Source organism: Streptomyces sp. NPDC021622 (genome assembly GCF_040640795.1).
In the GTDB taxonomy this organism is placed as follows: domain Bacteria; phylum Actinomycetota; class Actinomycetes; order Streptomycetales; family Streptomycetaceae; genus Streptomyces.
This window is the reverse complement of sequence record NZ_JBFACK010000001.1, coordinates 411152-423188: the sequence shown is the minus strand read 5'-3', so window position 1 is coordinate 423188 and position 12037 is coordinate 411152. Positions and strand designations below refer to the sequence as shown.

The following is a 12037-nucleotide window of genomic DNA, read 5'->3' as shown; positions in this document are numbered from 1 at the left end:
ACGGAGCGACGTGTAAGGGGCGGGGCACATGGTGCCCCGCCCCTTACATTTCACCGCCGGACCTCAGCCCAGCGCCGCCACCTTGTCCCGGTATCCCCGCACCGGCGCCGCGTCGCGGTACGGCTCAAGGCGCCGCTCGAAGTCCCGTACGTACTCGACCGCACGGACGCTCCGCATCTCGCCCGCGGCCTGCGCAGCCTCCGCCCCCAGCTGGCAGGCCTGCTCCAGCTCGCCGAGGGCGAGGCGCGCGGAGGCGAGCACCACCCGGCAGAAGAGCCGGCTGCGGGCATAGCCGGCGCCCCGCAGCTGGAGCGAGCGCTCCGCATGCTGGGCGGCCGCCCGGTACTGCTGGAGGTCCCGGTGGCAGTGGCCGAACTCGTCGGCGAGCTGCGCCTCGTCGAAGAACCGCGCCCAGTAGGGGACCTCGTCACCGGGCCGCGCGGTTTCGAGCGCACGCTCGGCCCGCACCATCGACGCCGTGCACGCCCGCACCTCCCCGAGCACCCCGTGCCCCCGCGCCTCCACGGAGTGCAGCAGGGCCTGCACGACGGGCGGCGCCGCGGAGCCGACGCCCTGCTGCGCCACCCGCGCCAGCTGGACCGCCTCGCGCCCGTGCCCGAGGTAGACGGCCTGGCGGCTCATCGTGACCAGGACATAACTGCCGTACGCCCGGTCCCCCGCCGCCTGCGAGAGGCGCAGCGCCTGGACGTAGTACCGCTGGGCCAGGCCGTGCGCCGCGATGTCGTACGAGGTCCAGCCCGCGAGCCGGGTCAGATCGGCGGCGGCCGCGAAGAGCCGCCGCCCGGCCTGCTCGCCGTAGCTGCCACGCAGCATCGGCTCGGCCTCGTGCTCCAGATAGCGCACGAGCGCCTGCCGGGCGTGCCCGCCGCCGTACGCGTGGTCGAGCGCGCGGAAGAGCTCGCCGACGGAGCGCAGGGCGGCGATGTCACCGCTGCTCACCTTCGCCCCTACGCCTCTCTCGGGTTCCTTGCGCTGGCGCGGTATGGCCGGACGCCCCTGCGAGGGCACGCGGACGCCGGGGCCGTGGTCGCCGCGGCCCACCCGGTCGTCTGCGCGGCCGATCAGCCAGTCTCTGCTCGGCACGACGAGCCCGGCCGGGGTGAACGCGATCTTCCGCAGCTCGGCATGGCTCCCGGAGTCCTTGCGCCAGAGCCCGCCGACGATGTCGATGGCCTCCTCTGGCGTTGCCGCGAACTCCAGCCCTGCGTACACCGGCGCGCACGCGTCGAGCCCCAGGTCCTGGGCGGACAGGCGCCGGCCGAGCCGCCGGGTGAAGACCTCGGCGATCAGCGCGGGTGTGGTGCCTCGCGGCTGCTGCCCGCGCAGCCAGCGGGTCACCGATGTCTTGTCGTACCGCAGATCGAGACCGTGCTCGAGCCCCAGCTGATCGACGCGGCGCGCGAGCCCCGCATTGGAGAAGCCGGCTTCTGAGATGAGCGCGGCTAGCTGGCGGTTGGGCGTGCGCTGCGGAGGTCGTTCCGTCATCAGCTGTGCGGTCTCCTGCCTTTCGGGCGTTGCCTTGAGCAGCCCTTATGGCTCTGTGAACGGCGTGAATGTAGCGGCCCTCAACGCCCTCATCGCGACCTTCGACCTGCATTCATCCGATCGTGTGAGGATTGACCGGAGGACTGACGGGAATCCGCTGCCCGTACAGTGGCCGGGGGCGCGATATGTGCACGGTGAAGGTTCTAGGGAGGCACTTGCCGTGAGTGAGATTGAGTTCGTCCGGCTGGGCTTCGGCCCGGACTCGGTCGAGTACCAGGAGGCCTGGGACGAGCAGCGCCGCGTACACGCCGCCCGCTTCGCCGACGAGCTCCCCGACACCTGTCTGCTCCTCGAGCACCCGCCGGTCTACACGGCGGGCCGCCGTACGGACCCCAGTGAGCGCCCGCTGGACGGCACCCCCGTCATCGACGTGGACCGCGGCGGAAAGATCACCTGGCACGGTCCGGGCCAGCTCGTGGGCTACCCGATCCAGAAGCTGCCGCGCCCGGTGGACGTCGTAGCACATGTGCGCCGTCTGGAAGAGGCACTTATCCGTACGTGTGCGGAATTTGGCCTGGAGACCTCGCGGGTCGAGGGGCGTAGCGGCGTATGGGTGCTGGGCGAGCCACGACAAGAAGGCGAGCAGCGTCCGGCGCTGGGCGGGCTGAACCTGGACTTCGACCCGCGGGTCGCGGACGATGAGTTCGACCCCCGGCTCAACGGCCCGGAGTACGCCCCGTCCAACGCGGGCCAGCGCCGCGAGGACCGCAAGATCGCCGCGATCGGCATCCGCGTCGCCAAGGGCGTGACGATGCACGGCTTCGCGCTCAACGTGAACCCGGACAGCACCTGGTTCGACAAGATCATCCCGTGCGGCATCCGCGACGCGGGCGTGACTTCGCTCTCGTACGAACTGGGCCGCGAGGTCACGATCGCCGACGTACTGCCCGTCGCCGAGCGGCACCTGCGGGACATCCTGGAGAACGCGGAGCTCAAGCCGCGTCTGATCGAGAAGCCCGCCGAGCAGCCGGAGGCCAAGGCAGCCGTCTAGGGAATGGACCCGTTCGGTGAGAGGTTGGCCGGACGTAAGCCCAACGACATCACGGGCGTACCCTGATGTACGCCGAAGAATCGAAGCTACAGGGAGCCGATGTGTCCGCAGTCGCACCCGACGGACGCAAGATGCTGCGCCTGGAGGTCCGGAATGCCCAGACCCCCATCGAGCGCAAGCCCGAGTGGATCAAGACCCGGGCGAAAATGGGCCCCGAGTACACCAAGATGCAGAACCTCGTGAAGAGCGAGGGCCTGCACACGGTCTGCCAGGAGGCGGGCTGTCCCAACATCTACGAGTGCTGGGAAGACCGCGAGGCCACCTTCCTCATCGGCGGTGACCAGTGCACCCGGCGCTGCGACTTCTGCCAGATCGACACGGGCAAGCCGCAGGCCCTGGACCGCGACGAGCCGCGCCGCGTGGGCGAGTCCGTCGTCACGATGGACCTGAACTACGCCACGATCACCGGCGTCGCCCGCGACGACCTGGAGGACGGCGGCGCCTGGCTGTACGCGGAGACCGTGCGCCAGATCCACGCGATGACGGCGGAGCGTGCTGAGGGCAAGACCAAGGTCGAGCTGCTCATCCCCGACTTCAACGCCGACCCCGACCAGCTGGCCGAGGTCTTCTCCTCGCGCCCCGAGGTCCTCGGGCACAACGTGGAGACCGTGCCGCGCATCTTCAAGCGGATCCGCCCCGGCTTCCGCTTCGAGCGCTCGCTCGAGGTCATCACGCGGGCCCGTGAGGCCGGCCTGGTCACCAAGTCGAACCTCATCCTCGGCATGGGCGAGGAGCGCGAGGAGATCAGCGAGGCGCTGCACGCCCTGCACGACGCGGGCTGCGAGCTCATCACGATCACCCAGTACCTGCGCCCGACGCCGCGCCACCACCCCGTGGAGCGCTGGGCCAAGCCGGCGGAGTTCGTGGAGCTGAAGGAGGAGGCCGAGGAGATCGGCTTCTCCGGCGTCATGTCCGGGCCGCTGGTCCGCTCCTCGTACCGCGCCGGGCGCCTGTACCAGATGGCGATCGAGAAGCGCGGGTCGTACGTGGCGGCGCAGGCGGTCTGATCCGGGCGACGCCGGTGGTCTGATCCGGGCGTGGGCCCGGTGGTCCGATCCGGACGACCCGGGTCGTCCGATCCGGACCACAGGCCCGACTGTGTGAATCGACGCACAAGCGACTACCGCCGAGTAGAGGCTGATACGACGCGGCCCGTACGGTCCCCGCAGGTGAGGGGGACCGTACGGGCCGCGTCAGCGTTCTGCGGCTGAGCGTCAAGGTTTCATCGGTGTTTGACCGGTCGGTCACGCCCTGGTAACACCAATCAGTGACCCTGGAATTACCCCACGTACAGCCCTACCCATAGCCGCTCAGGAGGGCCCCACCATGCAGGCCGCGCCCGTACGCGCCACCGCCATCCCGTCCGTCACCGACGCACTGCGTGCCGTCGAGTCGCTGCTCATGAGCGGCGGCCAGCGCACCGCACGCCGCAACGCCTGGACGTCCGTGCTCGACGACCGGCGCCGCGCCAAGGACCGGGCCGAGGCGCTGCGCGTGCTCGAAGAGGCGATGACAACCCGCACGTCGTAGTCACTTCCAGGGACACGTAGACTTCAGGACATGGCGAGGAAGGAAACCGCGGCGGACGCCGCGAACCCCGGGCGACTCAAGCAGATCGCTCTGACCTACAAGATGACCCGCAAGGCCGATCCGCGGATCGGGCTTGTCATCGCGGCTGTGGGAATCGTCACCTTCGGTGTCTTCCTCGCGATCGGCTTCGGGATCGGTCACCCGATCTATCTCGGCATTCTGGGCTTTGTGCTCGCCTTCCTCGCGATGGCGATCGTCTTCGGGCGCAGGGCCGAGCGTGCCGCCTTCGGGCAGATGGAGGGCCAGCCCGGTGCGGCGGCCGCGGTGCTCGACAAGATCGGCCGTGGCTGGACGACGACTCCGGCGGTGGCGATGAACCGCAGCCAGGACGTCGTGCACCGCACGGTCGGCAAGGCCGGCATCGTGCTCGTGGCCGAGGGCAACCCGAACCGGGTGAAGAGCCTGCTGGCCGCCGAGAAGAAGAAGATGGCGCGTGTCGTCTCGGACGTCCCGGTGCATGACGTCATCGTCGGCACCGGCGAGGGCGAGGTCCCGCTGAAGAAGCTGCGTACGACGCTTCTGAAGCTCCCCCGCGTCCTCCAGGGCCCGCAGGTCACGGCGACCAACGACCGGCTGCGCGCGATGGGCGACCTGATGAGCAACATGCCGCTGCCTAAGGGGCCGATGCCGAAGGGCATGCGGATGCCTCGCGGCGGGCCGAAGATGCGCTAGCGCTGCCCTGCCGCAGCCGCTGCTCGAAACTCAAATGGGGCGCCCGGAACCACTCGGTTCCGGGCGCCCCATCGACGTATGCGTGTGGGATCGACGTATGCGTATGAGCTAGATCCGCACCTGGACGGCGCGTGCGAGGCGGTCGTGCAGGCCGCGGCCGTCGCGGTCCCAGATGAGGGCCGGGATGGCGACGCAGAGCAGCAGGCTGCGGATGAGGACCCGGCCGATGCCGAGCCGGCCGCCGCGCTCGGCGATGACGCGCAGCCTGAAGAGCGCCTTGCCCGGGGTGCAGCCGACCGTGCCTACGGTCAGTACGTTGAGCGCGAAGAAGATGCCCAGGGCCCAGTTGCCCATCGCCTGCTGGTCACCGCGAGCGAGCAGGCCGTATGCGATAACCATGCACAGGCCCCAGTCGACGGCAACGGCGCCGATGCGTCGGCCGGGCCGCGCGATCGAGCCCGGCCCCTCCTCCGGCAGGCCGAGCTGCTCGCCCCGGTAGCCGAAGTCGACGCCCGCGTCCTCTGCCGCCGCACGCGGGCCGGACAGCCACGATCCGATTGCTTGCCTGTTGTCCACCCGACCACGGTACTGCGCCCGATTTCGTACGAGGACGGGCGGGGTAGGACGAATGGCGCCCCGCGCGTACCCGGCCCGGTTAACTTCGGCGAAACAAATGGGTCATGCTTGAGAAATCCCCCGTCCCTATGGTCGGGTCCCAGCGTGTGCCACCGCACTGGCCGCACAACGAGCTGCAACCCCGTACCCACCTGGGGGCCGGGAGTAGGAGGAGTTGGATGTTCCAGAACGCCGACGACGCAAAGAAGTTCATCGCGGACGAGGATGTGAAGTTCGTCGATGTCCGGTTCTGCGACCTGCCCGGAGTGATGCAGCACTTCACCATCCCGGCAGCGGCGTTCGACCCGAACGAGGAGCTGGCCTTCGACGGTTCGTCGATCCGCGGCTTCCAGGCCATCCACGAGTCCGACATGGCGCTGCGCGCGGACCTGTCGACCGCCCGGGTCGACCCCTTCCGCCGCGACAAGACCGTCAACATCAACTTCTTCATCCACGACCCGATCACGGGCGAGCAGTACAGCCGTGACCCGCGGAACGTGGCGAAGAAGGCCGAGGCGTACCTGGCCTCGACCGGCATCGCCGACACGGCCTACTTCGGCCCCGAGGCCGAGTTCTACGTCTTCGACAACGTCCGCTTCCAGACGTCGGCGAACGAGAGCTTCTACCACATCGACTCCGAGGCCGGCGCCTGGAACACCGGTGCGGTCGAGAACAACCGCGGCTACAAGGTCCGCTACAAGGGCGGCTACTTCCCGGCCCCGCCGGTCGACCACTTCGCCGACCTGCGCGCGGAGATCTCCCTGGAGCTGGACAAGAACGGCCTCCAGGTCGAGCGCCAGCACCACGAGGTCGGCACGGCCGGCCAGGCGGAGATCAACTACAAGTTCAACACGCTGCTCGCCGCGGCCGACGACCTGATGCTCTTCAAGTACATCGTGAAGAACGTCGCCTGGCGCAACGACAAGACCGCGACCTTCATGCCGAAGCCGATCTTCGGCGACAACGGCTCGGGCATGCACGTCCACCAGTCGCTGTGGGCCAACGGCGACCCGCTGTTCTACGACGAGCAGGGCTACGCCGGTCTCTCGGACACCGCCCGCTACTACATCGGCGGCATCCTCAAGCACGCCCCGTCGCTGCTGGCCTTCACCAACCCGACGGTGAACTCCTACCACCGACTGGTCCCCGGCTTCGAGGCCCCGGTCAACATGGTGTACTCGCAGCGCAACCGCTCCGCGGCGATGCGCATCCCGATCACGGGCTCGAACCCGAAGGCCAAGCGCGTCGAGTTCCGCGCCCCGGACCCGTCCTCGAACCCGTACCTCGCCTTCTCCGCGCTCCTCCTCGCGGGCCTCGACGGCGTCAAGAACAAGATCGAGCCGCCGGAGCCGATCGACAAGGACCTCTACGAGCTCGCCCCCGAGGAGCACGCGGGCGTCGCCCAGGTCCCGACCTCCCTCCCCGCGGTCCTCGACGCCCTCGAGGCGGACAACGAATACCTGCAGGCGGGCGGCGTCTTCACGTCCGACCTGATCGAGACGTGGATCGACTACAAGCGCACGAACGAAATCGCCCCGATCCAGCTGCGGCCGCACCCGCACGAGTTCGAGCTGTACTTCGACATCTAAGCCGCTGGGTCGTGACCTGCGGAAATCAGTGAGGGCCGCCACCTCGATACGAGGTGGCGGCCCTCACTGTTCTGCCAGAAGCCCAGCCCCGCTCTGCATGGCTGTGCGGGCGGACCGTAGTTCGGTTACGGATTGCTGCACCTCCGTGTCGACCAGGTCGTGGTTGAGGGCGAAGGCCGCTGCTGCGCCCATGCCCGCTGCTGAGATCACCAGTGCACGTGAGTCGCCGGCGTTGCCGACCGCCCAGATGCCCGGGACGCTGGTGCGGCCCGCGTTGTCCGTCTTCACGGAGCCGGCCTCGTTCCGGGTGCAGCCGAGGCCGTCGAGGACGCTGTCGTTCGGGATCATCCGGGGGAAGATGAATGCGACCTCGCACGGCACCACCGTCCCGTTCTTGAGCTCCACGCCGTGCAGTCGGTCGTCATCCGTCAGCGTCTGCACGATCGCGCCGGCAGCGGCGATGCGTACCCCGCGGGCCTCCAGGCGTTCGCGGTCGTCGGCCGTGAGTGGGCGGGTGCCCGGGACGTAGACGATGTCTTCGGACCACTGCCGCACGAGCAGCGCCTGGTTGACGGAGTTCGGGTGTGTGCCCAGCACCGCGAAGGGGCGGTCCCGGACCTCGTATCCGTGGCAGTACGGGCAGTGGAGTACGTCGCGTCCCCATCGCTCCCGTACGCCGGGGATCTCCGGCAGTTCGTCCCGCAGACCGGTTGCGAGCACCACATGCCGGGTGCGCAGGACCGGGCCGCCGGCCAGTTGTACGGAGAAGAAGCGGGGCGCGGGCTGCACGGTTTCCGCCCTTCCCTCGATCAAGTGGACCCCGTATCTGGATACTTCCGCACGCCCCACCTCCAGCAGCGCCGCGGGCGGCATGCCGTCGCGGGTGAGGAAGCCCTGCATGTGTGCGGCGGGGGCGTTGCGTGGTTCGCCGGCGTCTACCACTGCCACCTTGCGGCGTGCGCGGCCCAGTACGAGAGCGGTGCTTAGGCCGCTGGCGCCGCCCCCGATGATGACGGCGTCGTACATGTCCTGCCCGCTCGACTGCCCGTTCTTCTGCGTGTCGCCCATGGCGATCACCTCCTGGGCACAGGCTGCGCCGGCCGTACCCCAGTCGGCCATTTCTGTTGCCGATTCTGGGACAGGCGGTTCCGCGTTCAGCGGCGAGACGTTCGGAAGTGGATGCGCTCGCCCTGTTTGCCGAAGAGGCTGAGCACCTCGACGCTGCCCTGGCCTGCGGCGCCGAACCAGTGCGGGATGTTGCAGTCGAACTCGGCCGCCTCGCCGGCTCCGATGACGAAGTCGCCGTCGCCCAGTTTTACGCGCAGCCGTCCGCGGAGCACGTAGAGCCATTCGTGGCCCGCATGGGTGCGCAGATGGGGGTCGGTGTCGTGTGCCGGGATCGTCAACTTGTAGGCGCGTGGCTCTGCTTGCTGGCGTGACAGCGGGATCAGTACGCGGCCGTCTTTCCTCGTGGGCTGTTGCGGCACGCGCGGATCGAGGATCCGTGGTGCGGCGACGATCTCGTCCAGCGGGATGCCGAGGGCCGCGGTGATCGGCAGGAGGAGTTCGAGGCTCGGCTTGCGCTGAGCGGACTCCAGTCGGGACAGGGTGCTGGTCGAGATGCCCGTGACGCGGGCCAGGTCGGCCAAGCTGATGTCCTTCTTCTCGCGGGCGCGTCGCAGACGGGGGGCAATCTGCTCGATCACGGCGTCGACGCTCGGTTGCTCGTCCATGGTCGGCAGGGAACCAGCATGTCCCGGAAACGGCAACGGTTTTTGTCGGGGGCCGAGGGATCTCCCGATTCTTTGGACGGCCGAGGTGGTCCGGATGGATCGCCACTACGGGCTCGACGAAGACGGAGAGGGTGGGCGCTGATGGTCAGTACCGAACCGATGACGGCCCGGAGCGCCAGCTCCGGGCTGCTGCCCGCGGGCGTGTATTTGATGGGCTTCAGTCTGTTCGCCATGGGAAGCGCGGAGTTTCTGCTTGCGGGTGTACTGCCCGCCGTCGCCGACGACTTGGACGTCTCGCTGTCCTCCGCCGGGATGCTCATCACCGCGTTCGCCGTCGGTGTCGTGGTCGGAGGGCCGCCGTTCGCCGTGCTCAGCCTGCGCTGGCCGCGCCGCACCGCGCTGGTGGCCACCCAGGCCGTCTTCGCGGCCGGTGTCGCCGCCGGGCTGCTCGGCAATTACCAGGTGCTGCTGGTCAGTCGAGTGGTGTCGGGCATCGCCTATGCGGGATTCTTCGCCGTCGCGTCGGTGACCGCGATCGGGCTTGTGACGCCGGACCGCAATGCCCGCGCTTCCGGTGTCGTGGTCAGCGGACTCAGCCTGGCGATGGTCGCCGGCGGTCCCGCGGGCACGCTGCTGAGCCACTTCACCGACTGGCGCGGTGGCTTCTGGGCCGTCGTCGCCCTGACGGTCGCCGGGATGGCCGGATGTCTGCTCGGGCTGCCCGCCACCACCGGATCGGACCGCCCCTCGGCGGCCGTCGCGCCGCGTGTGTCCGCCGAGTTGGCCACGATGCGCAGGCCGGCGCTCTGGGGCATGTACGCGATCACTGTCCTGACCACCGCGGCGTACATGATCTCGTTCAACTACCTGGCGGCCATGCTCACGGACATCACCGAACTTCCCGAGGTCTGGGTCCCGGCGATCCTCGCGCTGTTCGGAATCGGCTCCTTCGTGGGGCTGTCCATCGGCGGGCGTGTCTCCGATCGGCGCCCCCACCTCGCGCTGCTCACCGGCACGTCCGCGATCCTGCTCCTGTCGGTCGTGCTGGTCGCGGCTGTCGAAGAGGTCTGGGCCGTGGTGCCGACCGTGTTCCTGCTCGGTGTCGCCGCGTTCGTGCTGAACCCCGCGGTCTACGGGCGCGTCTTCGCGATCGCGGCCGATGCCCCGACCCTCGCCGGCGCCACGACCGTGTCGGCGTTCCAGCTGGGCATCAGCATCACGCCCGTACTGGCGGCCGCCGCATTCACCCAGGGCGCCTCGCTCATCTCGGTCGGCTGGATCGGAGCCGCCCTCGCCGTGGCCGCCGTTCCGCTCGTCCTCCTCGACCGGGCGCGCGGGGTCGGCTGAGGCCGTGGCGAGGGCCGCCGTCCTGGTCGGGGTGGCGGCCCTCGTCGTGTGTTGTGTTCAGTGCGGTGGCCCTGGGTTCGGGGACGCCTCACTTCGAGCCGGGGACCTCGAAGCCGTAGTGACGCGCGTCATCCCCGTCGTTGTTCCTGTCGAGCAGCCAGCCGCTGGTCTACTGCTTCACCGAACGCGTACGTCGGGCGTACGCGCGGGCCGCTCGGGCGCGGTCGCCGCAGCGCGTCGAGCACCAGTGGCGGCGGCCGTGTCGCAGCAGGTAGCGGTTGCAGGGGGCGGAGCCGCAGGCGGTGAGGCGGTCGGCGTCGGGGCCGGTGAGCAGGTCGGCGGCGTCGGCGGCGAGGGTCGCAAGGGCGCGCTCGACGATCTGCGTGACGGGGTGGGAGGCGGCACGGTACAGGCCGCCTTCAGGGGTCCAGTGGAGCAGGGTCGCCGCGGGCGCCCTGGTCAGGGCCTCGTTGACTGCGGTGAGCGCGCTCGCCGGGGGCGGGCATCCCTCGACCCGGGCCGCGAGCAGCGAGCGGATCTGCTCCCGCAGGGTGCGCAGTTGGGCCGTGCACATCTCCTGGAGTCCGGCGTCGGCCGGGGCGAGGTCGTGCGCGAAGAGCCACTGGTTGGCGGCGGCGGGGGTGCCGATGAGGTCGGTGAACTGGCCGCCGGGCAGGGCGATGGCGCTGTTGGCGAAGTCGAGGGCGGGGTACTGGTCCGCGCCGGGGGCGGGCGTCGGCGTCGGCGTCGGCGTCGGCGTCGGCGTCGGCGTCGGCGTCGGCTGAGCATCTGCCGGCACCTGCCGCTCGGCGTCTCCCGGCGCCAACTCCCCCGCGATCACCGTCTCCTTGAGCTTCACGTGTCTCATGGTACGTCTTGCCCTCATCCGTGAGACACGACTACCGTTCCTCATGGATAACTCAATCCCCATCCGTGAGGTGTGTTTCTGCATGGCTGCTTCCACGGCTGCTTCCGGCACGGCCGGCGACCAGCTCCCCGTACGCGTCTTCGGCGGCCCGACCGCTCTCTTCGAGTACGGCGGGCTGAGGTTCCTCACCGACCCCACCTTCGACGCTCCCGGCGACTACTTCCCGGTGCCGGGCGGCCCCGGCCTGACCAAGACCGCGCCCGCCGCCTGCTCCCCCGCCGACCTCGGCGACGTCGACGTGGTCCTGCTCTCGCACGACGAACACCCCGACAACCTCGACGACTCCGGCCGCGCCCTGCTCGCCGACGTGCCGCTCACCCTCACCACCCCGGGCGGCGGGCGGCGCCTGGGGGACAGAGCCAAGGGTCTCGCCGACTGGGAGTCCATAGAGCTCGAGCGGCCCGGCGGCGGACGCGTGACCGTGACGGGCGTGCCCGCCGTCCACGGTCCCGGGCCGCGCACGGAGGTCGAGGCGGTGACCGGCGAGGTCGTCGGATTCGTCCTGACCGGGGAAGGACTTCCGACGGTCTACGTCAGTGGCGACAATGCCTCGCTCAGTGCGGTGGAGGAGATCGCGGGGCGGTTCGGTCCCGTGGACACCGCCGTGCTGTTCGCCGGCGCTCCCCGCTTCCCGTTTCTGTTCGACGGTGCGCCCATCGTTCTCGACAGCGCCCAGGCCGCCGAGGCCGCCAGGATCCTGGGGGCACGCAAGGTCGTTCCCGTCCACTTCGACAGCTGGGCCCATTTCACCGAGGGGCGCGACGAGTTGGTCTCCGCCTTCACCGAAGCGGGGCTCGCCGACCGGCTCGACCTGGTCTGAAGCGACGTATCACGACACCACAACAAAAGCTCGGCGATCACCCATGTCTCCCTCCTACAAAGGGAGTTACCGTGTGACGATGCTCTAGCGTGAGTCTCCCGGACAGGTCGGCATCGAGATTCGGTT

The 12037-nt window shown here is 69.6% G+C and carries 12 protein-coding genes; 7 read left to right on the top strand and 5 right to left on the bottom strand.

The window, feature by feature from the left end; all coding sequences use genetic code 11:
• Positions 1–63: 63 nt before the first annotated feature.
• A complete protein-coding gene (locus AB0G47_RS01920) occupies positions 64–1506 on the bottom strand; it encodes a regulator (RefSeq protein ID WP_360763063.1) in 1443 nt (480 codons plus the stop codon).
• 220 nt (positions 1507–1726) lie between these two features.
• On the opposite strand from AB0G47_RS01920, the gene lipB reads away from it, so the two are divergent.
• The 4 genes from lipB (at position 1727) to AB0G47_RS01900 (ending at position 4879) form a co-directional block, all read left to right on the top strand.
• Positions 1727–2557: a lipoyl(octanoyl) transferase LipB gene (lipB, locus tag AB0G47_RS01915; RefSeq protein WP_360763060.1), complete on the top strand. Its 831-nt coding sequence runs from the start codon at positions 1727–1729 to the stop codon at positions 2555–2557.
• Positions 2558–2658: 101 nt separating this feature from the next.
• The gene (locus tag AB0G47_RS01910; RefSeq protein WP_266867766.1) at positions 2659–3624 is read left to right on the top strand and encodes a lipoyl synthase; all 966 of its coding nucleotides are present in this window, start codon (positions 2659–2661) and stop codon (positions 3622–3624) included.
• A gap of 319 nt (positions 3625–3943) precedes the next feature.
• On the top strand, positions 3944–4147 hold the full coding sequence (locus tag AB0G47_RS01905; protein WP_135328862.1) for a hypothetical protein: 204 nt from the start codon (positions 3944–3946) through the stop codon (positions 4145–4147).
• A gap of 30 nt (positions 4148–4177) precedes the next feature.
• Positions 4178–4879 (top strand): DUF4191 domain-containing protein, encoded by a 702-nt coding sequence (locus AB0G47_RS01900; RefSeq protein ID WP_360763057.1) that lies wholly within the window; start codon positions 4178–4180, stop codon positions 4877–4879.
• Between the two features lie 108 nt (positions 4880–4987).
• Here AB0G47_RS01900 and AB0G47_RS01895 read toward each other — a convergent pair whose 3' ends face one another.
• Positions 4988–5455: an RDD family protein gene (locus AB0G47_RS01895; RefSeq protein ID WP_360763054.1), complete on the bottom strand. Its 468-nt coding sequence runs from the start codon at positions 5453–5455 to the stop codon at positions 4988–4990.
• A 218-nt stretch (positions 5456–5673) separates the two neighbouring features.
• Here AB0G47_RS01895 and glnA point away from each other — a divergent pair, with 218 nt between their 5' ends.
• Positions 5674–7083 carry a type I glutamate--ammonia ligase gene (gene glnA / locus AB0G47_RS01890; RefSeq protein WP_360763051.1) on the top strand — a complete coding sequence of 470 codons (1410 nt, stop codon included), beginning with the start codon at positions 5674–5676 and terminating at the stop codon, positions 7081–7083.
• 63 nt (positions 7084–7146) lie between these two features.
• Here the strand turns inward: glnA and AB0G47_RS01885 are convergent, their stop codons facing one another.
• Positions 7147–8151 carry an NAD(P)/FAD-dependent oxidoreductase gene (locus tag AB0G47_RS01885; RefSeq protein WP_360763048.1) on the bottom strand — a complete coding sequence of 335 codons (1005 nt, stop codon included), beginning with the start codon at positions 8149–8151 and terminating at the stop codon, positions 7147–7149.
• Positions 8152–8237: 86 nt separating this feature from the next.
• On the bottom strand, positions 8238–8816 hold the full coding sequence (locus AB0G47_RS01880) for an XRE family transcriptional regulator (RefSeq protein ID WP_360763045.1): 579 nt from the start codon (positions 8814–8816) through the stop codon (positions 8238–8240).
• A 141-nt stretch (positions 8817–8957) separates the two neighbouring features.
• Between AB0G47_RS01880 and AB0G47_RS01875 the strand changes: the two genes are divergently transcribed.
• On the top strand, positions 8958–10163 hold the full coding sequence (locus AB0G47_RS01875) for an MFS transporter (RefSeq protein WP_360763041.1): 1206 nt from the start codon (positions 8958–8960) through the stop codon (positions 10161–10163).
• A 169-nt stretch (positions 10164–10332) separates the two neighbouring features.
• On the opposite strand, the gene AB0G47_RS01870 is transcribed toward AB0G47_RS01875, so the two are convergent.
• Positions 10333–10962: an ABATE domain-containing protein gene (locus AB0G47_RS01870; RefSeq protein WP_360763922.1), complete on the bottom strand. Its 630-nt coding sequence runs from the start codon at positions 10960–10962 to the stop codon at positions 10333–10335.
• A 151-nt stretch (positions 10963–11113) separates the two neighbouring features.
• Here AB0G47_RS01870 and AB0G47_RS01865 point away from each other — a divergent pair, with 151 nt between their 5' ends.
• Entirely contained in the window at positions 11114–11911 is a 798-nt protein-coding gene (locus AB0G47_RS01865; RefSeq protein ID WP_360763038.1) for an MBL fold metallo-hydrolase, read from the top strand.
• Positions 11912–12037: the final 126 nt, after the last annotated feature.